The sequence below is a fragment of the Pseudomonas sp. MDV22-iso1 genome (assembly GCF_058145095.1).
Genome location: NZ_JBYVMF010000014.1, coordinates 52,911 through 73,333 on the forward strand (window position 1 = coordinate 52,911; position 20,423 = coordinate 73,333).

Below are 20,423 nucleotides of genomic sequence, written 5' to 3' on the forward strand. Positions count from 1 at the left end.
ACACCGCCATCGCTGGCAAGCCAGCTCCCACAGGGGATGTGTGTTGGGCGCAGATCCAGTGTTCACCGCTAATCAAATGTAGGAACGAGACTGCTCGCGATGGGGCCGGCACATCCAACATCACCGCGTCTGACACACCGCCATCGCTGGCAAGCCAGCTCCCACAGGGGATGTGTGTTGGGCGCAGATCCAGTGTTCACCGCTAATCAAATGTAGGAGCGAGACTGCTCGCGATGGGGCCGGACTTTTCACCGCAACAGTTTGGCCTTGCCCGCTTCCTGCTCCTCCAACTGATCGGATTCGAACAATTTCGCCAATTCCGCCCGAGCCTCCTGCGCCGACTGCTGCACTTTCGCCTCGTCGTCATAAATCGCGTGCTGAGCTTCCAGCACCTGCTCATCGTGGTGCTTGAAGCGCTTGATCCGTGCATCGGCCTGGGCCTGGGTCAGGCCCAAACCGACCAGCGTACGCCGGCTCATTTCCAGGCTCGAATAGTAGGTTTCCCGAATGGCCTCGGCCCCGAGGTCCACCAGCCGGTGCACGTGCTGGCGGTTACGTGCCCGGGCGATGATCTTGATATGCGGATACAGCTTGTGCACCAACTCGGCGGTCTTGATGTTGGTGTCCGGGTCGTCTGTGGCAATGACGAAGTATTCTGCCTGCTCCACCTTGGCTGCACTGAGGATTTCCGGGCGCATCGGGTCGCCGTAGAACACCGGCACACCGCCAAAGCTGCGCGACAGTTCGATGGTTTCCACCGAGGTGTCGAGCGCCACGAACTTGATGTTCTGCGCCCGCAAAATACGCGCGACGATCTGCCCCATGCGGCCCATGCCGGCGATCACCACCCGTGGCGTGTCGGTATCGATTTCACGAAATTTCTCCGGCACTTCCACCGGCTGCACCTTGGGGCTGACCAGTCGTGCGCAAATCAGCAACAGGAGCGGCGTCACTGCCATCGAGAGGGTGATGGTCAGGACCAGCATGTCGTACAGATGCGGCTCGAACAGACCCTTGTCACGCCCAATCTTGAACACCACAAACGCAAACTCACCGCCCGCTGCCAGCACGATACCGAGGCGGATCGCACTGACCTTGTTCAGGCCACCGGCCAGTTGACCGACGAGGAACAACAACGGCAGCTTGATGGCGATCAGCAGCAGGGTCAGGCCCAGTACCGTGATCGGCGCGCTCAGCAGCAGGCTCAGGTTCGCGCCCATGCCGACGCTCATGAAGAACAATCCCAACAACAACCCCTTGAAGGGTTCAATCTGCGCTTCAAGTTCATGGCGATATTCGGAGTCCGCCAGCAGCAGCCCCGCGAGAAACGCTCCCAGCGCCATGGATATACCCACCAGGTCCATCAACCACGCCGTGCCGATGACCACCAGCAGCGCAGTGGCGGTGGACACTTCCGGCAAACCGGCTTTGGCCACCACGCGGAACACCGGGCGCAGCAGATACCGCCCGCCGATCACCACCACAGCGATACTGCCCAATACGCGCAACCCCAGGTTCAGGTTCTCGGCAGCGGTGGTAACGTGATCGCCGCCCGCCAGCAGCGGCACCATGGCGATCAGCGGGATCGCGGCAATGTCCTGAAACAACAGAATCGCAAACGCCAACCGCCCATGGGGGCTGGTCAACTCTTTGCGTTCGGCCAGGCTTTGCAGGCCAAACGCAGTGGAGGACAACGCCAGGCCCAGGCCCAGCACAATTGCGCTGTTCAAGGGCTGGCCGAACACGAACAATGCCGTCAGGCCAATCGCCGAACCCGTCAGCAGCACCTGCGCCAGACCGACGCCAAACACTGATCTGCGCATCACCCACAACCGTCGCGGGGACAGCTCCAGGCCGATGATGAACAGCAGCAACACCACCCCGAGTTCGGAAATGTGGCTGACGCTTTGCGGATTGCCGATCAGGCCCAACACTGATGGGCCGATGATCACCCCGGCAAACAGATAACCCAGCACAGCCCCCAGTTGCAGGCGCTTGGCCAGGGGGACGATGAGCACCGCCGCGCACAGAAACACAACAGCGGCTTGCAACAGGTTGCCTTCGTGGGGCATGACGAACTCCAGAACTCGGTACGGCGGGCGACAAGGATAAAGGCTGTAACGGCATGCGTCAGCTTTGGCCGCAATGATTGTAAGAATGGCGCGTTGTTTGAGTGCGGCGTTAAATCAACGCGACGTTAGTGAATGATTTCATCCGCACGCAGTCGGAGTTCACGTACCACATATCCTTGGAGGATCACCCATGAACAGCAAAACCTTGATCGCCGCGCTGGCCATTGCCGCAGGCGTTGCCGGTATCAGCCCTATCGTTCAAGCGGATGACCCACCGCAGAAAACCGTACAGCCCGGCGTTAACAACAGCCGCGAGCTGGTCGTCGGCGACCGCGCGCCGGACGTTTATCAGCGCAGCGACAAAGCCCTGAAAAACTGGAAAGCAAAAGGCCTGGCTGCGCCGAAAGAACAGGCGCAATGGGTGCAGATCAATGACAAATACATGATGGTAATGATCACCAACGGCACGATCATCGACGTCACGCCGGTGGAGAAATAACGCTGAACCTGCAGATAGGTTCGCTTGCTTGAGCCCCTGAAAACTATCCAGGGGTCATGGATCGTTCCTGTGGCGAGGGAACTCGCTCCCGCTGGGGCGCGAAGCGGCCCCGTCTATAGAGTCGCGCATCGACTCTGAGAGGATGGCTTCGCCCTCCCGCGGGAGCAAGCTCCCTCGCCACGAGCCCGCCGTAAAACTTCAGCCTCACAACACTTCGCCTTTGTCCCACAGGTGAACCAGGTCACCCGGTGCCCGGTCCTCCGGTACTTTCAGCACCATAAGGTCAGCTTGCTCGCCGCTGCGGTAGTGCACTTCAATTTCATAGAAGCGCTGATCGCTGCGGCCCGAAGACGAATCTGCGATGGGCAGACAGCCTTCGAGCAATGAACAGATGCGCGTGCGCTGGCTAATGTCGCACTGTGCGAAATCGATACTGCGCGGACGCGTCAAGGCGTGGATCGCGGCCACACCGCCCTGACGGGACAGGTGGATAACCGCATCGTCACCCAATGCAGGCAGGGTTTTCATGGTTTCTCCCGGTTGAGTTCAACACCGACATCAGACCAGGCCTGCGCCACAGCCTGCCTTTCATCCGTGCCAAACCGCTGCAAGGCATGATCAATGGTCAGCGCGGCAAATGCGCTGAATGAGGTTTCGCTGCTCAGGCGCTTGTCGCACAACGCGTCGTACCAGATATGACCGGTTTTTTGCCAGGCGAAGCCGCCCAACGCCTGGGCGGCCAGATAAAACGCCCGATTGGGAATGCCGGAGTTGATGTGCACACCTCCGTTGTCCTCCTGGGTGATGACAAATTTGCTCATGTGCGCCGGTTGCGGGTCCTTGCCGAGTAGCGGGTCGTCATAGGCCGTCCCGGGATGAGCCATCGAGCGCAAGCCGACGCCTTTGATCTGCGGTGTCAGCAAGTCGGCGCCGATCAGCCAGTCTGCCTCTTCGACGGTCTGACCCAGCACATGCTGTTTGATCAATACCCCAAAAACATCCGATATCGATTCATTCAACGCTCCGGACTGGTTGGCGTAGATCAGGCCCGCTTCACTTTCAATCACACCGTGGGACAGCTCGTGGCCGATCACATCCAGTGAGCGCGTAAAACGTTCGAAAATCTCGCCGTCGCCATCACCGAACACCATTTGCGCGCCGTTCCAGAACGCATTTTCATAGTCCTGGCCGTAGTGCACGCTGCCAATCAGCGCCATGCCCTGGTTGTCGATCGAATCGCGTTCGAGCACCTTCCAGAAGAAATCATAGCTGGCGCCCAATGCGTCATAGGCTTCATCGACCGCCGGATCTCCCGTTGGTGGCTGGCTTTCGACACGCACCGGCATCCCGGGCAGGAGCATCTTCCCCTGAGCATCATGGACGCTGCGTTGCACCACGCCGGGCTGGTTGGAGGGTGGCAGCATTTTCGCGACGGGAGCGCGTACCGGTGGGAAGGGTGCGTGGCGCAGGGTGCGCACATGGGTCAACGTGACCCGCGCACTGGCGCGTTGCCGCTCGGAGCCGCGAGCAATAATGCGGTGGAGAATGTAGGGCGGAATGAAGCTGCACAGTGATCGTGAGTCGTTCATCAGAGCGTCCTTTCCCGAGTGCGAAGTCGATACTTATGTGAGCGAGCGTTTGAGGATTCGGTTCCATGGATTGCCAACGGCGTTCGATTCTGCGAAAACCTGCGTCCATTCCCGTTATAAACCGGGCGACAGACAGTGGACGAGTAAGCCGTATGAATGACCAATTGCAGATTATCGATTTGGAACCGGGTGATGGCAAAGCGGCTGTGAAGGGCGCTTTGATCACAACTCAATACCGTGGCTGGCTCGAAGATGGCACCGAGTTCGATTCTTCCTACAGCCGAGGAAAGCCTTTCCAGTGTGTGATCGGGACAGGGCGCGTGATCAAGGGCTGGGATCAAGGAATCATGGGGATGCAGGTGGGCGGCAAGCGCAAATTGCTGGTGCCGGCGCACCTGGCTTATGGCGAGCGAACCATGGGGTTGATTACGCCGAATTCGAATCTGATTTTTGAGATCGAGTTGCTGGAAGTGTTGACGCGGGATGATTGATTGTCGGGGTTGACCCGCCATCCATGCCGGGTTGTCCACTCCTTGAACAATGGAACACGCCCATTAACCGAACGCCGATACTCCCAACTCAATCGCCCCAGATCAAGCTTCACCGCCAACACCTCCCTCACCGTCGCACCGGCAATTTCCAGCGCCAGCACGTGCCCCGGACATTGATGACTTCCCGCACCAAAGGTAAAACTTCTCCGATCCGGACGCTCAAGCATGAACACATCAGGATTGTCGTTTAACCGAGAATCCCGATTGGCCGACGCCAGCAGCACAAGGATCACATCCCCGGCGTTCATGCGCACACCATCGATCTCACAGGGTGCGGCGACGAAGCGGCGGGTGTTTTGTACCGGTGGATCGAATCGTTGGGTTTCGGCGATCAAGTCGTCGATCCTTGTTGAATCACGGGGCAGCGCCGGATCTCGAATCAGTGTCAGCAAGGTGTTGCCGATCAAGCCTGCGGTGGCTTCGTAGGTTTGGGAGAGCAAGCCGGTCAGGTTGGCGATGATCGTTTGCGAGGTTGCCTCTGTCGCGGCGAAGCGTTGGCGGATGCTGGCTAGCAGGGCGCTTCGGTTGTGCGGGTCATCCAGCAATTCAATGAAGTAACCGTTGAGCTGTTCGGCTGCGGTCTGTGCCGCAGCCAGTTGTGCTTGATCGCTGAGAGGCGACAGGCAGGCCACGAAGTCGGCTGTCAGTGCGCTGATGGCCCGCCCTTGAGCAGGGGAGAAGCCCAGGAGCGCCGCGACCACGCAGACCGGTCCACGGAACATCGCGTTATGCAGGCCCTCAGCGTCAGGCGTGATCAATCGAGCGGCTATCAGTGTTTTTACTTCGTCCAAATCGACCAGTGCCAATCCGGGTTGAATCGATGACCTCGGACAGCGCTGGCGTTCGCCGTCGTTCATGCGCATCAATTCACCGAAGACGGTCCCGGCCATCCCGCCGACGATCGCCTTGGGCACGGGTTCATTGGACGGGCGAACATGGCAGTCAGGATGTGCCAACACCGCCGTCACCGCTTGGGCGCTGCTGGCGACCCACAGATTTTGCCCTTTATGGAATACCAGTCCGCCTTCGGCGCGCAGTTGCGCGTAATAGGGATAAGGATCGGGATGAGTCGCAGCGATGATCGCGTCCATGGGTCGCAGCCTTGTTCTGAAGTTGAAAAGTGTTGCTACTATCTTCAGTTCGGAGCGGCCTTGATTCGTCCGGGAGCGAAATATGAACGTAGAACACCATGACATCGGCATCTCCCACGTCGCCGCAGCCATTGCGGAGCCGGCACGCACGAAAATCCTCTGTTCATTGATGGATGGCCACGCGCGGACCAGCACCGAGCTGGCGACGATTGCCGAGGTCAGTGCGTCCACGGCCAGTGCGCATCTGGCCAGGCTCAAGGAGCTGGCGCTGGTGCGGTTGCACGTTCAGGGGCGGCATCGTTATTACAGCCTGGCCGACAAGCGCGTGGCCCGAGCATTGGAAGCGTTGATGGTGATCAGCCAGAACGCCGCGCCAACCTTCAGTCCGCGCACGCCGGATCGCCTGCAATTTGCTCGCACCTGTTACGACCACATGGCCGGTACGCTGGCGGTGCTGATGCATGACCGAATGCTCGAGGCGGGTTGGCTGGTGGCGACCGACGATGAGGACTATGAGTTGAGCGAGCGGGGCGAAGGGGCGTTCGAGGGCATGGGCATTGAGGTCAAGGCACTGGCTCTGTTGCGCCGTCGATTTGCTTGTCCCTGCCTGGACTGGAGCATGCGGCGCCCGCATCTGGGCGGCGCGCTGGGTGCGGCCCTGCTGCAAACGGCGATCAAGCGCAAATGGGTGACGCAGGACCTGGACAGTCGGGCATTGGCGTTGACGGCGGTGGGGCGCAAGGCAATCAGCAGCCGGTTTGATGTTGAATTGCCCTCTCAAGCGAGAGCCGGTCAGGTCTTGCCAGACGAGGCAAAACGACGCTTCACCGCCAGTTCCACACCTTAGGCGCTGTCTCATCATTTTGCTAACGCAGCCGATAGCCTCTTATGTCACCGAATTGCTACATCAATCAGAAGGCAGCCATGACGCCGAAACACGCCTCAAGCGATGTCACCCGCGCCGATACCACGAGCTTGTCGCTGGCGCGAACCTCGCTGCTCAAATTTGTGGGTTTATTGGCCGGGGTGTTTTTGCTCGCCGCCTTCTCGCTGTTTTATCTGGCCCGTGACCTGGACCGGACGGAACAGCGGGAAAGTGCTTTCTACACGCAGAAAGCCGTGCAGGCGCTGGAAAAAACATCGCGCTCGACCATCAAGGATTACGCATTTTGGGGCGACACTTACCGACATCTGCATGTCGAAGTGGACACCGACTGGGCTTTCACGCGGCAAAATGTGGGACCGACGCTTTATACGGATTTCGGATTTCGGGGGCTGTTCGTTGTCAACGATGCCAATCGCACGGTCTATTCAGTCGTTAACGGTGAGCTTGAGGCTGTAGCAGTCGAAGACTGGCTTCAGCAGTCCGTGTCGGACATTCTCGATAAGGCCCGCGCAGGGGCCGAAACTGAAACGACGATCACAACTTTCATAAACGTGGGAGGGGTGCCAGCCCTGGTCGCAGCCGCCGCGATCACACCGGGCACCGACCCGACAGTGACGCGTGATGACCGGCTGCCCTCGGTGCTGATATTCGTAGACTTTCTGGACCGCGCCAAGCTCGAGTCGATAGGCAGTGATTTCGGCGTGGAAGACTTGCACGTCGCCACTGACGATGAAATCGGCGGGACGCCAGCCTTTCCATTGGGCGCAGACGGTTCCGCCGGCAGTTTGCGCTGGACGCCGGAAAAGCCCGGGCGGCGATTACTGGGGACAGGATTGCCATTTATCGGTCTCGGTGCACTTCTGGTGTGCTTTATGACTTTCGTCATTTTGCGTCGCACGACTGCAGGGGCACTCGCGCTGGACGCGAGCTACGCCTCTCTGCAGAACAGCCAGGACTCGCTCGCCATCAGCGAAGCACGGTTTCGTGACGTGGTTGAAGCCAGTTCAGACTGGGTGTGGGAAATTGACGAGGACTGGCGTTTCACCTATTTGTCCGAACGATTCGAAGTCGTCACCGGGCTCTCCAGGGCCGCCTGGATCGGTCAGGCGATCAACGATCTGTTGAGCACTGAACTGGGGTCGTTGTCCCAGTGGCTCGCTATACCGAATCGACGCCCTGATATCAGCCTTCTGTGCCAATACGTTGATACCAAGGGGCGGGAGCGCATCACGCGGCTTTCAGCGCGAGGTATGCCGAATAAAGGGTTCCGCGGCACGGCGACTGACGTGACCGAAGAAGTCGAAGCCCGTAGGCGAATCGAGTTTCTCTCTCAGCACGATGCCCTGACCGGATTACCCAACCGAACACGTCTACGGGAGTTTCTGGACGGTAAGCTCAAGGCGATGCCGTCCGTCGAGCAACCTTTGGTGATGCTCAGCCTGGATCTGGATAGATTCAAGCCGGTGAACGACTTGCTCGGGCATGCGGCAGGGGACCTGGTACTCAACGAAGTGTCGAGCCGCCTGGCAGACTGTGTGCGTCACGGGGATCTGGTTGCTCGCGTTGGCGGCGATGAGTTCGTGCTGATCCTCACCGACATGAGCTCCCAGGAGGAGGTCGAGGCACTCTGTCAGCGCCTCATAGACTCTATCGAAGGTCCTATAAGGATTGACGATCAAGAAGTGTTCGTCAGTGCCAGCATGGGTATCGCGATGGCGCCCAATGACGCCTGCGAGGCTGCTGAACTGCTTCGCTATGCGGATATTGCACTGTACGAGGCCAAGACCGGAGGACGTAACACCTGGCGATTCTACGCGGGCGACATGAATATTCGGATCATCGAACGTCGTGGTCTGGAAAACGATCTGCGATATGCCATCAAGCACGGTGAACTGCGGCTGCATTTCCAGCCCCGCTATCGAATCGCTGACGGTCAGATGATGGGCGCCGAAGCGTTGGTGCGCTGGCAGCATCCTGTGCGAGGTTTGATACCACCTGACGTGTTTATCCCTATTGCCGAGGAGTCCGGGCTGATCCTTTCCCTGAGTAACTGGGTGCTTGATGCGGCGTGCCGTAGCGCTGCACGCTGGCCAAAAAATCTGTTCGTGTCAGTCAACCTGTCACCGACCGAATTCAAGCGCGGCAATCTGGTGGAGCGGGTTCAGAAAGCGCTGCACAATTCTGGAGTCAACCCTGCCCGAGTTGAGCTTGAGATCACTGAGAGCGTCATGCTTGAAGACACCGAGGGCGCTCTTGAGGTGATGCACACGCTGAAACGCCTCGGCTTGCGGATCGCCATGGACGATTTCGGAACCGGTTATTCATCGTTGAGCTACCTGCGGGCCTTCCCGTTTGACGGGTTGAAAATAGACCGCAGCTTCCTGAGCAGGCTCGACGAAAGCGACGATGACAAGGCTATTATCCAGGCAATCGTAGGGCTGGGGCGCGCGTTATCACTGACGGTCACGGCGGAGGGCATTGAAACGGCCGAACACCTCAACTTGCTCAAAACAGTCTCGTGTGACGAAGGTCAGGGGTATTACCTGAGTTGCCCTCTGGATGATAGTAGGTTCAATGCACTGGTTGGCATTGCTGCCAGTGCCGATGTCGAGAACAGCGTGTAACGCGCGTTTCTGACTTCAACGAACCCACAATCAGACCAAGGGCAATTTGATGGCTTGTTCCTGGAGTATCGAACCTATACTGTATATCCAAACAGTAAGTGGCGTGCCCCCATGGAACTCATCGACAAACTCAGCATCCTCGCTGACGCCGCCAAATACGACGCGTCCTGCGCCAGCAGTGGGGCGCCGAAGCGAAGTTCCGAGGGCAAAAGTGGTGTGGGCTCGACCAACGGGATGGGTATCTGCCACAGCTATACGCCCGATGGGCGCTGCGTGTCCCTGCTGAAAATCCTGCTGACCAATTTCTGCCTCTATGACTGTCAGTACTGCGTCAACCGCCGGTCCAGCGACGTGCCGAGGGCGCGGTTCACGCCAGAAGAAGTGGTCACGCTGACCCTGGATTTCTATCGACGCAATTGCGTCAGCGGGTTGTTTCTCAGCTCCGGGATCATTCGTTCGGCGGACTACACCATGGAGCAACTGATTCGCGTGGCGAAGTCGCTCCGTGAAGACCATGAGTTTCGCGGCTACATCCACCTCAAGACGATTCCCGAAGCCGACCCGGCGCTGATCGAGCAGGCCGGGCGCTATGCCGATCGGCTGAGCGTCAACATCGAGCTGCCCACGGATGCCAGCCTGCAAACCCTGGCCCCGGAAAAACAGCTGGGCTCGATCAAGCAGGCGATGCAAACCATCTATACCGGTGTCCAGACCGTGTTAAACGAGCCTAGATCGCCGAAGTTCGCCCCGGCCGGGCAAAGCACCCAAATGATTGTCGGCGCCGATGACACCGATGACAGCACCATTCTTCACAGTGCCCAGGCGCTTTACGGCAACTTCCGTCTGCGCCGTGTGTATTACTCGGCATTCAGTCCGATCCCCAACAGCCCCAAAAGCGTGCCGCTGGCCGCGCCGCCCCTGATGCGCGAGCACCGTCTGTACCAGGCCGATTTTCTGTTGCGCAGCTACGGTTTTACCGCCGGTGAGCTGTTCAAAGGGCCCGGGCACCTGGCCTTGGACATTGATCCCAAGCTGGCCTGGGCGCTGGAGAATCGCGGCGTTTTCCCGCTGGACCTCAACAGTGCCGAGCCCTCGTTGATCGCGCGCATCCCCGGGATCGGCCTGCGCACCGCCGAACGGCTGGTGGAACTGCGCCGTCAGCGCCGCATCCGCTTTGAAGACCTGGCGCGTATGCGCTGTGTGCTGACCAAAGCCAAACCCTTCTTCATCACCAGCGATTACCATCCGCAGCAGGCCGAAGTCACCAGTCATTTGCTCTATCAACAACTGCGCGACCGGCCGCAGCCACAGCAAATGGGGTTGTGGGGATGATCCATCTGGATTGCGACGACCTGTTCGATACCTGGCGCGGGCAGGCGCGCTGGCTGCTGAGTCATGAAGTTGATCCGAGCCAGGTGAGTTGGGCCAGTGAGGGCGTGTCGGATTTGTTCGGCAGCGATGACGTGCTGCCCAAGACACAGGGTCCGTTTCTGGCTCGGATTCCGCGAACGCTGCTCGACACGCTTGAGCGCGCGGCGCGTTATCGCGGCGATCAGCGTTGGAGTCTGCTGTATGAAGTGCTGTGGCGAGTCAGCCATGGTGACCGTACCGCCATGATGGCAGGTGATAAGCTCGGCAGTGAATTACAGAGAAGAATCAAGCAGATACAGCGTGAATCTCATCATCTACATGCGTTTGTGAGGTTCGTTGCGTTGCCTGAAAACGAAGGCCCGCAGTACGTGGCCTGGCATGAGCCGGCCCATGACATCCTGCGCAGCGCCAGTGAACATTTCATTGGTCGCATGGGGCGCGACCGCTGGATGATCGCAACGCCCAGGGACGGTGTTTACTATGACGGCCAGCAGTTGATCCACCAGCGCCAGTGTCCGGTGGAATGGCAGCAGCTGGCGCAAAACGTCGAAGACCCGCACAGCGACATGTGGCTGACGTACTACAGCCACATCTTCAACCCGGCGCGGTTGAACCCGACTGTCATGCAAGGGCATCTGCCGGCACGATTCTGGAAAAACCTGCCTGAAGGGGCATTGATCCCCGGGTTGATTTCCCAGGCGAGAACCGGCAAGCAGCAAGACGGCCAGGCCAGCGGAATCAAGGGCAGGGCGGGTAAACGCATCGGGGCGGGCGCCCACAAGCAAGATCAGGGCTCATAAAAAACCCTCCACTGCCGAGGCAGATGGAGGGTTTCGATGGCGCGGGTGTCAGGTCAGACTTTGACGATCCAGCCGGCTGGCGCTTCGATGTCGCCGGTTTGCACGCCGGTCAGCTCTTTGTAGAGCTTCTGGGTGACCGGGCCGACTTCGGTTTCGCTGTGGAACACGTGCAGCTTGTCGTTGTAGTTGATGCCGCCGATTGGCGTGATCACCGCAGCGGTACCGCAAGCGCCGGCTTCCTTGAAGTCGGACAGCTTGTCGATGAACACATCACCTTCGATCACTTCCATGCCCAGACGCGATTTTGCCAGTTCGATCAACGACAGACGGGTGATGCCCGGCAGCACCGAAGGCGACTTCGGCGTGACGAACTTGTTGTCGTGGGTGATACCGAAGAAGTTGGCCGAACCGACTTCTTCGATTTTCGAATGGGTCATCGGGTCCAGGTAGATGCAGTCGGCGAAGTGCGCCTTCTTGGCCTGGGAACCTGGCATCAGGCTGGCGGCGTAGTTGCCACCGACCTTCGCCGCGCCGGTGCCTTGAGGGGCTGCACGGTCGAAGCTGGAGATCAGGAAGTTGTGCGGGGTCAGGCCGCCCTTGAAGTAGGCGCCGACCGGGATGCAGAAAATCGAGAAGATGAACTCGGGGGCGGTACGCACACCGATGTTGTCACCCACGCCGATCACGAACGGACGCAAGTACAGCGCGCCGCCGGTGCCGTAAGGCGGAATGAAACGCTCGTTGGCGCGAACCACTTCCTTGCAGGCTTCGATGAACTGCTCGGTTTCCACGAACGGCATCAGCAGACGTGCGCAGCTGCGTTGCATGCGCAGGGCATTCTGGTCCGGTCGGAACAGGTTGATCGAGCCGTCCTTGCAACGATAGGCCTTCATGCCCTCGAAGCATTGCTGACCATAGTGAAGCGCAGTGGAGCCTTCGCTGATGTGCAGCACGTTATCTTCGGTCAGGGTGCCTTTGTCCCAGGAACCGTCACGCCAGTACGACAAGAAACGCTTGTCTGTCTTGATGTAGTCAAAACCCAGCTTGTCCCAATTGATGCTTTCGTTACCCATGACACCCTCTATCACTGAACAACCGCCAAAGCGGTTCAAGGCTTCTGACGTTTTTTTGGATGGGGACAACAATACTTCATTCCGGGCCTGTTTCGCAGCCCGGACTATCGGATGACAGACAGATAAATCCAGTGGACCTCAAGAAATCGCCAGCAGGCTAGCTCCCACAGGAGAACGCATTCCAAATGTGGGAGCTAGCCTGCTAGCGATGAGGCCATCTCTGCCAACATCCATTGTTTTGAATCACAGATGCAGCGCATGGCCAAGGGCACGCAACGCCGCTTCCTGCACCGCTTCGCCCAAGGTCGGATGCGCATGGATGGTGCCGGCGATGTCTTCCAGTCGTGCACCCATTTCCAGGCTCTGGCCGAACGCGGTCGACAACTCTGACACACCGACACCCACCGCCTGCCAGCCGACAATCACATGGTTGTCACGCCGCGCCACGACCCGGACGAAGCCGCTTTTCGATTCCAGTGTCATCGCCCGGCCATTGGCGGCGAACGGGAAGCTGGAAACGATGCAATCCAGGCCAGCAGCCTTGGCGTCATCCGGTGTCTTGCCAACCACCACCAGCTCCGGGTCGGTAAAACAAACGGCGGCGATAGCGGTCGGGTTGAACTCGCGGGATTTGCCGCTGATCAGTTCGGCAACCATTTCGCCCTGAGCCATTGCCCGGTGGGCCAGCATCGGTTCGCCACTCAAGTCGCCGATGGCGTACACGTTGCGCATGCTGGTCTGGCAGCGATTGTCGATCTTGATCGCGGAGCCATTCATGTCCAGATTCAGCGCTTCCAGGTTGAAACCCTGGGTGTTGGGTTTGCGCCCGACCGCGACCAGCACCTGATCGGTTTCAAGGAGGACAGTGCCACCCTCAGGGTCGCGAACTTTAAGTGAATTATCTTTTGAATCAAATGCTTCAACGCTGTGCTTCAAGTAAAGCTTTAACCCAAGCTTCTTCAGTTCTTCATGAACCGGTTGGGTCAGTTCCGCGTCGTAAGCCGGCAAGATACGATCCTGCGCCTCGACCACACTGACGTCGGCGCCCAGCTTGCGATAGGCGATTCCCAGCTCCAGGCCAATGTACCCGCCACCCACGACGATCAGACGCTTGGGCACGGATGTCGGCGCCAAGGCCTCAGTGGAAGAAATGACCGGCCCGCCAATCGGCAGCATTGGCAGGTTCACGCTTTTCGAACCCGTGGCCAGCACCAGGTGCTCGCAATGGATCCGCGTATCGCCCACTTCGACAGTCTTGCCGTCGATGATGCGGGCCCAACCTTCAATGACCTGCACCTTGTTCTTTTTCAGCAGGGCGGCAACGCCGGTGGTGAGGCGATCAACGATGCCGTCTTTCCATTCGACACTTTTGCCGATGTCCAGGCTTGGTGCCGAAACGCTGATCCCCAGCGCTGAATGCTGACTGTGGTGCCGGGTCTGGTGAAACTGTTCGGCCACATGGATCAACGCCTTGGACGGAATGCAGCCGATGTTCAGGCAAGTACCGCCCAGCGATTGGCCTTCCACCAGAAGGGTCGGGATGCCCAACTGACCCGCACGAATCGCCGTGACATAGCCGCCGGGACCGCCACCGATGATCAGCAGTGTTGTGTTTAGAGTTTGCATTGCAGTTCCTTACTCCACGAACAGGGTGGCGGGTTGTTCGAGCAGGCCACGAACGGCCTGGATGAATTGCGCCGCGTCCATGCCATCGACCACGCGATGATCGAAGGAGCTGGAGAGGTTCATCATCTTGCGAATCACGATCTGGCCTTTGATCACCATTGGGCGTTCGACGATCTTGTTCACACCGACGATGGCCACCTCCGGCAAGTTCAGCACCGGAGTGCTGACAATGCCGCCCAGTGCGCCCAGGCTGGTCAAGGTAATGCTCGAACCGGACAGTTCGTCCCGGTTGGCCTTGCCGGTGCGCGCGGCGGTCGCCAGGCGTGATATCTCCGTGGCGTTGTCCCACAAGCTGCGGGCTTCCGCATGACGCACCACCGGAACCATCAAGCCGATGTCGGCTTGGGTGGCGATGCCGACATGCACGGCGCCGAGGCGGGTGATGATCTGGGCTTCGTCGTCGTAACGGGCGTTGATTTGCGGGAAATCCCGAAGGGCGACAACCAGGGCGCGGACCAGGAACGGCAGCAAGGTCAGCTTGCCGCGGGTTGCACCGTGTTTCTCGTTCAAATGGGCGCGCAGCTCTTCCACTGCAGTGACGTCGATTTCCTCGACATAACTGAAGTGAGCGGCGCGCTGAGTGGCGTCCTGCATGCGTTGGGCAATCTTGCGGCGCATACCGATGACCGGAATCTGCTCTTCGTCGTTACGCTGGGCGTACGCGGTAGAAACGGTAGAGGCGTTCGACTGACCCTGAGCCAGATAGGCCTCCAGGTCGTCGTGCAGTACCCGACCCGCAGGGCCGGTGCCGCGTACCAGGCGCAGTTGAATGCCGAGGTCCAGTGCGTGTTTGCGGACCGCCGGGGAGGCCAGCGGGCGCTCATCGGCCTCGCGAGCAACCATAGGTCCTTGGCTGACAGCAGGGCGCGGCGCTGCAGCCGCGACCGGTTTGCTCGCTACCACGGCTTCGACTTTGGGTGCCGCGACAGGGGCTTCTTTAACGACAGCAGCCGCAGGCTGGGCAGACTCTTTAACGTTGCCCGCGCCTTCGACTTCAATGCTGATCAGGATGCTGCCAACGGCCATGACTTCGCCCGGCACACCGCCCAGCGCAATCACTTTGCCGTGAACCGGCGATGGAATATCGACCATCGCCTTATCAGTCATGACATCCGCCAGTACCTGATCTTCAACGACCAGGTCACCGACCTTGACGTGCCACACCGACAACTCAACTTCTGCAATGCCTTCGCCAATGTCCGGCATTTTGATAACGTGCGTGCCCATTCAGACCTCCATAACCCGATGCAAAGCCGCGCCCACACGGGTCGGGCCAGGGAAATACGCCCACTCTTGCGCGTGCGGGTAAGGGGTGTCCCAACCGGTGACGCGTTCGATAGGCGCTTCCAGGTAATGGAAGCAATGCTCTTGCACCAGCGCAGCCAGTTCAGCGCCGAAACCGCAGGTACGGGTCGCTTCGTGAACGATGACGCAACGGCCGGTTTTCTTCACGGACTTGACGATGGTTTCCAGGTCCAGCGGCCACAGGCTGCGCAGGTCGATGACTTCAGCATCGATCCCGGTTTCTTCGGCGGCCACTTGCGACACATACACCGTGGTGCCGTAAGTCAGGATGGTCACGTCTTTGCCCGGACGGGCAATGGCTGCGACGTCCAGCGGCACGGTGTAATAGCCGTCAGGCACTTGTGCCGAAGGGTGTTTCGACCACGGGGTTACCGGGCGGTCGTGGTGACCGTCGAACGGGCCGTTGTACAGGCGTTTCGGCTCGAGGAAGATCACCGGGTCATCGTTTTCGATGGAGGCGATCAGCAAGCCCTTGGCGTCATATGGGTTGGAGGGCATGACGGTGCGCAAGCCGCAGACCTGAGTAAACATCGCTTCGATGCTCTGGCTGTGGGTCTGGCCGCCGTAGATGCCGCCGCCACAAGGCATGCGCAGGGTCATCGGTGCGGTGAATTCGCCCGCCGAGCGGTAGCGCAAGCGGGCGGCTTCGGAAATGATCTGGTCCGAAGCCGGGTAAACGTAATCGGCGAACTGGATCTCAGCCACTGGCCGCAGACCGTAGGCACCCATGCCCACCGCGACGCCGACGATGCCGCTTTCGGATATCGGTGCGTCGAACACCCGGGAGGTGCCGTACTTGGTCTGCAGACCCTCGGTGCAACGGAACACGCCGCCGAAGTAGCCGACGTCCTGGCCGAAGACCACAACGTTGTCATCACGTTCAAGCATCACATCCATGGCCGAGCGCAGGGCCTGGATCATGGTCATGGTGGTCGTGGTCATGGCGGTTTCCAGCTCGATAGTAGTGTTGTGATCGTTCATGTCAGATCCCCAACTCTTGACGCTGGCGCTTCAAGTGCTCCGGCATCTCTTTATAGACATCTTCGAACATGGTCGCGGCGCTTGGAATCTGGCCACCGGCCAGGGTGCCGAATTTTTCGGCTTCTTTCTGCGCGGCGATCACTTCGGCTTCCAGTTCGGCGCTGACAGCGACGTGCTCCTCTTCGGACCACTGACCGATTTTCACCAGGTGCTGCTTGAGGCGCGCAATCGGGTCGCCTAACGGGAAGTAGCTCCAGTCGTCGGCAGGACGGTATTTGGAAGGATCATCGGAGGTGGAGTGCGGACCCGCACGGTAGGTGACCCACTCGAGCATGGTCGGACCGAGGTTGCGGCGCGCACGTTCGGCGGCCCAGGCAGAAGCGGCGTAGACCGCGACGAAGTCGTTGCCATCGACCCGCAGGGAGGCAATCCCGCAGCCAACGCCACGACCGGCGAAGGTAGTGGCTTCACCCCCGGCAATGGCCTGGAAGGTGGAAATGGCCCATTGGTTGTTGACCACGTTCAGGATCACTGGCGCGCGGTAAACGTGGGCGAAGGTGAGGGCGGTGTGGAAGTCGGATTCGGCGGTGGCGCCGTCGCCGATCCAGGCCGAGGCGATTTTGGTGTCGCCCTTGATCGCCGAGGCCATGCCCCAGCCCACGCCCTGTACGAATTGAGTGGCGAGGTTGCCGGAAATGGTGAAGAACCCGTGATCGCGTACCGAATACATGATCGGCAGCTGGCGGCCCTTGAGGGGATCGCGTTCGTTGGAGAGCAGTTGGCAGATCAGATCTACCAGAGGCACTTCCCGCGCCATCAGAATGCTCTGCTGGCGATAGGTCGGGAAGCACATGTCGTCAATGTTCAAGGCCAGGGCCTGGGCGCTGCCGATGGCTTCTTCGCCAAGGCTTTGCATGTAGAACGACATTTTTTTCTGACGCTGGGCGACCACCATGCGGTTGTCGAAGATGCGCGTCTTGAGCATGGCACGCATGCCTTTGCGCAGGATCTCGACCGGAACCCCTTCAGCCCATGGGCCGAGGGCGTTGCCTTCGTCATCGAGTACGCGAATCAAGCCCTTGGCCAGGTCGGCCGTGTCGGCAGGTTCTACGTCAATAGGGGGTTTGCGCACCGTACCGGCGTCGGTCAGACGCAGGTAGGAGAAGTCGGTTTTGCACCCTGGACGGCCCGAAGGTTCGGGAACGTGCAGGCGCAGCGGTTCATACGCTTGGTTCATGGCTTCTACGCTCGATCTTGTGAATTTCTTGTAGTGAGCTGACCGTCTTTCTTCTGTGGAAGAAATCTTGTCCTACAACAATCATAGGCCGGCGCAAGAAGAATATTTCTCTCTGTTTCGTTGCGCTTGAGATCATTTGAGGATAAAAAATCTGCATAAACATAAAAAACAGGTGATTTTGTCTCATGCGCAAACTGGACCGTACCGATATCGGCATTCTCAACAGCCTTCAGGAGAATGCACGCATCACCAACGCCGACCTCGCCCGCTCGGTCAACCTGTCACCGACGCCGTGCTTCAATCGGGTCAAGGCCATGGAGGAATTGGGGCTCATTCGCGAGCAAGTGACGCTGCTGGATGCCGAGCTGCTGGGGTTGCACGTCAACGTGTTCATCCACGTCAGCCTGGAGAAACAGGTGGAAGAGGCACTGCAGCATTTCGAAGAGGCGATTTCGGATCGCCCGGAGGTGATGGAGTGTTACTTGATGGCGGGCGATCCGGATTATCTGATTCGGGTGCTGGTGCCGACCATTCAGTCGCTGGAACGCTTCATGATGGATTTTTTGACCAAGGTGCCTGGGGTGGCGAACATCCGCTCGAGCTTTGCGCTCAAGCAGGTGCGCTACAAGACGGCGCTGCCATTGCCGGCCAACGGCTTGACCCTGACGAGCTGAAGATCCAGAGATCGCAGCCTGCGGCAGCTCCTACGCGGATCGCCTGCAACCGTAATTCCACGGCTGCACTCGTCCCCTGTAGGAGCTGGCGAAGCCTGCGATCTTTTGACTTTAAAATTTGTTGATCGGAATCTTCAGGTACGTCACGCCATTGTCTTCCGCCGGCGGCAAATTCCCCGCCCGCACATTCACCTGAATCGCCGGCAGCAACAGGTTCGGCATGCCCAAACCCGCATCCCGCTGGTTGCGCATGGCAACAAAAGCGGCTTCATCGATACCGTCACGCACATGGATATTGCTTTTGCGCTGCTCGCCGACCGTGGTCATGCACCGGGGCTCGCGGCCCTCGGGCGGGTAGTCGTGGCACACGTACAGGCTGACGCTGGCCGGGAATGCCAGCAGTTTGCGGATCGAGGTAAACATCTGATGGGCATCGCCACCGGGAAAGTCGCAGCGAGCAGTGCCGACATCCGGCATGAACAGCGTGTCGCCCACCAGAATCATCGTGCTATCGACCAGGTAGGCCATGTCCGCTGGAGTATGCCCGGGCACATGCAGGGCCTTGGCCTTGAGATTGCCGATCATGAAGGATTCGTCCGCCGCGAACAGATGGTCGAACTGCGAACCATCGACACGAAACGCCGGCTCCAGATTGAACAGGCTTTTGAATACGTCCTGAACCTTGCTGATGGTCTGCCCGATGGCGATCTTGCCGCCCAGTTCCCGACGCAAATAGAACGCGGCAGACAGGTGATCGGCGTGAGCATGGGTCTCCAGCAACCACTGCACCTGCAGCTGATGATCGCGCACAAAAGCCACGATCCGGTCGGCCTGCACGGTACGGGTCCGACCGGCCGCCGCGTCATAATCCAGCACGGGGTCGACGATGGCGCAGGCACTGCCATCGTGTTCGTAAATCACGTAGCTGTAGGTCGATGAGGCGGGGTCTAGAAAAGCTTCAATCTGGGCAGGCATGATGGCCGGTTCTTCGTGGGACAGCTGTTGAGCGTAGAGTCATTTGCACCGGCTTGACCAGCCCTGGTCAATTCAGTGAAGGAAAAAAGCCGTGAGGGCTCTATCCTGTAAACCAATCGATACCGGGCGTTCCCGGCTTTTCATGGATCTCGGGTTTTTATGTTGCTGGCTAGTTTCTTTGGTGTGGTGATGGGGCTGGTGCTTGGATTGACCGGGGCCGGAGGCGGGATTCTTGCGGTGCCCGCGCTCGTGCTGGGCATGGGCCTGACGATGACGCAAGCCGCCCCCGTTGCGTTGTTCGCAGTGGGCAGCGCAGCGGCAGTGGGCGCCATCGACGGTCTGCGTCATGGACTGGTGCGCTATCGCGCGGCGCTGTTGATTGCATTGCTGGGCGCACTGTTTTCGCCACTCGGCATCTTCTTCGCCCATCAGTTGCCGGAAACAATCCTGATGATCCTGTTCAGCCTGCTGATGATCATGGTCGCCTGGCGCATGCTGCGCCGCGAGCGCCACCAAGAAGGACCGAGCGACCACGGCCACGCCAACTGGGGACAGAAAAACTGCATGCTCGACCAGCAGACCGGGCGTTTTTCCTGGACCGCCAAATGCACCGCGACCCTGGCGGCGCTGGGCGCAGTGACTGGCGTGGTCTCCGGGCTGCTCGGCGTCGGGGGCGGGTTTCTGATAGTCCCGGCGTTCAAGCAATTGACCGACGTGCAGATGCGCGGAATCGTCGCGACCTCCTTAATGGTGATCAGCCTGATCTCGGCCATCGGGGTGATTGGCGCATTCCACGCCGGCGTCCGGATCGACGCCAGCGGCGGAGCATTCATTGCCGCCAGCATTGTCGGCATGATCATCGGTCGACGCCTCTGCGCGCGAGTCCCGGCCAGAGCCTTGCAGGTCGGTTTCGCCAGTCTGTGTGTACTGATTGCGGCCTGCATGTTGTACCGGGCGAGCGTCTGACAGTCTTACACCCTTGGTCCCGGGCCCTGTCGCGGCCCGGTCT

The 20,423-nt window shown here is 59.5% G+C and carries 18 protein-coding genes; 8 read left to right on the plus strand and 10 right to left on the minus strand.

Annotated features, from left to right (window positions below; all coding sequences use genetic code 11):
* Positions 1–248: 248 nt before the first annotated feature.
* Positions 249–2,072, minus strand: a complete 1,824-nt coding sequence (locus AC3ZVB_RS16860; RefSeq protein ID WP_194693331.1) for a monovalent cation:proton antiporter-2 (CPA2) family protein — start codon at positions 2,070–2,072, stop codon at positions 249–251.
* A gap of 190 nt (positions 2,073–2,262) precedes the next feature.
* On the opposite strand from AC3ZVB_RS16860, the gene AC3ZVB_RS16865 reads away from it, so the two are divergent.
* Positions 2,263–2,571 carry an RcnB family protein gene (locus tag AC3ZVB_RS16865; RefSeq protein WP_162439967.1) on the plus strand — a complete coding sequence of 103 codons (309 nt, stop codon included), beginning with the start codon at positions 2,263–2,265 and terminating at the stop codon, positions 2,569–2,571.
* Positions 2,572–2,775: 204 nt separating this feature from the next.
* On the opposite strand, the gene AC3ZVB_RS16870 is transcribed toward AC3ZVB_RS16865, so the two are convergent.
* Complete coding sequence (locus tag AC3ZVB_RS16870) at positions 2,776–3,099, minus strand: protealysin inhibitor emfourin (protein WP_490147201.1); 324 nt, start codon at positions 3,097–3,099, stop codon at positions 2,776–2,778.
* Positions 3,096–4,160 carry a M4 family metallopeptidase gene (locus AC3ZVB_RS16875; protein WP_490147202.1) on the minus strand — a complete coding sequence of 355 codons (1,065 nt, stop codon included), beginning with the start codon at positions 4,158–4,160 and terminating at the stop codon, positions 3,096–3,098. The genes AC3ZVB_RS16870 and AC3ZVB_RS16875 overlap by 4 nt, the downstream gene beginning before the upstream one ends.
* 152 nt (positions 4,161–4,312) lie before the next feature.
* On the opposite strand from AC3ZVB_RS16875, the gene AC3ZVB_RS16880 reads away from it, so the two are divergent.
* The gene (locus AC3ZVB_RS16880) at positions 4,313–4,651 is read left to right on the plus strand and encodes an FKBP-type peptidyl-prolyl cis-trans isomerase (RefSeq protein WP_162439991.1); all 339 of its coding nucleotides are present in this window, start codon (positions 4,313–4,315) and stop codon (positions 4,649–4,651) included.
* Here the strand turns inward: AC3ZVB_RS16880 and AC3ZVB_RS16885 are convergent.
* Positions 4,561–5,802 (minus strand): cytochrome P450, encoded by a 1,242-nt coding sequence (locus tag AC3ZVB_RS16885; protein WP_490147203.1) that lies wholly within the window; start codon positions 5,800–5,802, stop codon positions 4,561–4,563. The genes AC3ZVB_RS16880 and AC3ZVB_RS16885 overlap by 91 nt on opposite strands.
* Before the next feature lie 82 nt (positions 5,803–5,884).
* Between AC3ZVB_RS16885 and AC3ZVB_RS16890 the strand changes: the two genes are divergently transcribed.
* The 4 genes from AC3ZVB_RS16890 to AC3ZVB_RS16905 all read left to right on the plus strand — a co-directional run bounded on the left by AC3ZVB_RS16890 (position 5,885) and on the right by AC3ZVB_RS16905 (position 11,483).
* Entirely contained in the window at positions 5,885–6,649 is a 765-nt protein-coding gene (locus tag AC3ZVB_RS16890) for an ArsR/SmtB family transcription factor (protein WP_490147204.1), read from the plus strand.
* Between the two features lie 77 nt (positions 6,650–6,726).
* On the plus strand, positions 6,727–9,312 hold the full coding sequence (locus tag AC3ZVB_RS16895) for a bifunctional diguanylate cyclase/phosphodiesterase (RefSeq protein WP_490147205.1): 2,586 nt from the start codon (positions 6,727–6,729) through the stop codon (positions 9,310–9,312).
* A gap of 111 nt (positions 9,313–9,423) precedes the next feature.
* Positions 9,424–10,644, plus strand: coding sequence for a putative DNA modification/repair radical SAM protein (locus AC3ZVB_RS16900; RefSeq protein WP_490147206.1), 1,221 nt, complete (start codon positions 9,424–9,426; stop codon positions 10,642–10,644).
* Entirely contained in the window at positions 10,641–11,483 is an 843-nt protein-coding gene (locus tag AC3ZVB_RS16905) for a TIGR03915 family putative DNA repair protein (RefSeq protein ID WP_490147207.1), read from the plus strand. Before AC3ZVB_RS16900 ends, AC3ZVB_RS16905 begins: the two co-directional genes overlap by 4 nt.
* Before the next feature lie 53 nt (positions 11,484–11,536).
* Here AC3ZVB_RS16905 and AC3ZVB_RS16910 read toward each other — a convergent pair whose 3' ends face one another.
* From AC3ZVB_RS16910 to AC3ZVB_RS16930, 5 genes are all read right to left on the minus strand, one after another.
* Positions 11,537–12,556, minus strand: coding sequence for a branched-chain amino acid aminotransferase (locus tag AC3ZVB_RS16910; RefSeq protein WP_194693324.1), 1,020 nt, complete (start codon positions 12,554–12,556; stop codon positions 11,537–11,539).
* A 243-nt stretch (positions 12,557–12,799) separates the two neighbouring features.
* Positions 12,800–14,182, minus strand: coding sequence for a dihydrolipoyl dehydrogenase (gene lpdA, locus AC3ZVB_RS16915; protein ID WP_490147208.1), 1,383 nt, complete (start codon positions 14,180–14,182; stop codon positions 12,800–12,802).
* 9 nt (positions 14,183–14,191) lie between these two features.
* Positions 14,192–15,469, minus strand: coding sequence for a dihydrolipoamide acetyltransferase family protein (locus tag AC3ZVB_RS16920; protein ID WP_490147209.1), 1,278 nt, complete (start codon positions 15,467–15,469; stop codon positions 14,192–14,194).
* Positions 15,470–16,528, minus strand: coding sequence for an alpha-ketoacid dehydrogenase subunit beta (locus AC3ZVB_RS16925; RefSeq protein ID WP_162439978.1), 1,059 nt, complete (start codon positions 16,526–16,528; stop codon positions 15,470–15,472). It abuts the gene before it with no gap.
* A gap of 1 nt (position 16,529) precedes the next feature.
* Positions 16,530–17,765 carry a 3-methyl-2-oxobutanoate dehydrogenase (2-methylpropanoyl-transferring) subunit alpha gene (locus tag AC3ZVB_RS16930; protein WP_162439979.1) on the minus strand — a complete coding sequence of 412 codons (1,236 nt, stop codon included), beginning with the start codon at positions 17,763–17,765 and terminating at the stop codon, positions 16,530–16,532.
* A gap of 185 nt (positions 17,766–17,950) precedes the next feature.
* Here AC3ZVB_RS16930 and bkdR point away from each other — a divergent pair, with 185 nt between their 5' ends.
* Positions 17,951–18,439: a Bkd operon transcriptional regulator BkdR gene (bkdR, locus tag AC3ZVB_RS16935; protein WP_162439980.1), complete on the plus strand. Its 489-nt coding sequence runs from the start codon at positions 17,951–17,953 to the stop codon at positions 18,437–18,439.
* 111 nt (positions 18,440–18,550) lie between these two features.
* Here the strand turns inward: bkdR and AC3ZVB_RS16940 are convergent, their stop codons facing one another.
* Positions 18,551–19,414 (minus strand): MBL fold metallo-hydrolase, encoded by an 864-nt coding sequence (locus AC3ZVB_RS16940; RefSeq protein WP_490147210.1) that lies wholly within the window; start codon positions 19,412–19,414, stop codon positions 18,551–18,553.
* A gap of 159 nt (positions 19,415–19,573) precedes the next feature.
* On the opposite strand from AC3ZVB_RS16940, the gene AC3ZVB_RS16945 reads away from it, so the two are divergent.
* Positions 19,574–20,380: a sulfite exporter TauE/SafE family protein gene (locus tag AC3ZVB_RS16945; RefSeq protein WP_162439982.1), complete on the plus strand. Its 807-nt coding sequence runs from the start codon at positions 19,574–19,576 to the stop codon at positions 20,378–20,380.
* Positions 20,381–20,423 lie beyond the last annotated feature (43 nt).

Excerpts from the sequence above, each read along its gene's own strand:
- AC3ZVB_RS16860 (WP_194693331.1), bottom strand. The coding sequence starts at position 2,072 with ATGCCCCACGAAGGCAACCTGTTGCAAGCCGCTGTTGTGTTTCTGTGC.
- AC3ZVB_RS16865 (WP_162439967.1), top strand. The coding sequence starts at position 2,263 with ATGAACAGCAAAACCTTGATCGCCGCGCTGGCCATTGCCGCAGGCGTT.
- AC3ZVB_RS16870 (WP_490147201.1), bottom strand. The coding sequence starts at position 3,099 with ATGAAAACCCTGCCTGCATTGGGTGACGATGCGGTTATCCACCTGTCC.
- AC3ZVB_RS16875 (WP_490147202.1), bottom strand. The coding sequence starts at position 4,160 with ATGAACGACTCACGATCACTGTGCAGCTTCATTCCGCCCTACATTCTC.
- AC3ZVB_RS16880 (WP_162439991.1), top strand. The coding sequence starts at position 4,313 with ATGAATGACCAATTGCAGATTATCGATTTGGAACCGGGTGATGGCAAA.
- AC3ZVB_RS16885 (WP_490147203.1), bottom strand. The coding sequence starts at position 5,802 with ATGGACGCGATCATCGCTGCGACTCATCCCGATCCTTATCCCTATTAC.
- AC3ZVB_RS16890 (WP_490147204.1), top strand. The coding sequence starts at position 5,885 with ATGAACGTAGAACACCATGACATCGGCATCTCCCACGTCGCCGCAGCC.
- AC3ZVB_RS16895 (WP_490147205.1), top strand. The coding sequence starts at position 6,727 with ATGACGCCGAAACACGCCTCAAGCGATGTCACCCGCGCCGATACCACG.
- AC3ZVB_RS16900 (WP_490147206.1), top strand. The coding sequence starts at position 9,424 with ATGGAACTCATCGACAAACTCAGCATCCTCGCTGACGCCGCCAAATAC.
- AC3ZVB_RS16905 (WP_490147207.1), top strand. The coding sequence starts at position 10,641 with ATGATCCATCTGGATTGCGACGACCTGTTCGATACCTGGCGCGGGCAG.
- AC3ZVB_RS16910 (WP_194693324.1), bottom strand. The coding sequence starts at position 12,556 with ATGGGTAACGAAAGCATCAATTGGGACAAGCTGGGTTTTGACTACATC.
- lpdA (WP_490147208.1), bottom strand. The coding sequence starts at position 14,182 with ATGCAAACTCTAAACACAACACTGCTGATCATCGGTGGCGGTCCCGGC.
- AC3ZVB_RS16920 (WP_490147209.1), bottom strand. The coding sequence starts at position 15,469 with ATGGGCACGCACGTTATCAAAATGCCGGACATTGGCGAAGGCATTGCA.
- AC3ZVB_RS16925 (WP_162439978.1), bottom strand. The coding sequence starts at position 16,528 with ATGAACGATCACAACACTACTATCGAGCTGGAAACCGCCATGACCACG.
- AC3ZVB_RS16930 (WP_162439979.1), bottom strand. The coding sequence starts at position 17,765 with ATGAACCAAGCGTATGAACCGCTGCGCCTGCACGTTCCCGAACCTTCG.
- bkdR (WP_162439980.1), top strand. The coding sequence starts at position 17,951 with ATGCGCAAACTGGACCGTACCGATATCGGCATTCTCAACAGCCTTCAG.
- AC3ZVB_RS16940 (WP_490147210.1), bottom strand. The coding sequence starts at position 19,414 with ATGCCTGCCCAGATTGAAGCTTTTCTAGACCCCGCCTCATCGACCTAC.
- AC3ZVB_RS16945 (WP_162439982.1), top strand. The coding sequence starts at position 19,574 with ATGTTGCTGGCTAGTTTCTTTGGTGTGGTGATGGGGCTGGTGCTTGGA.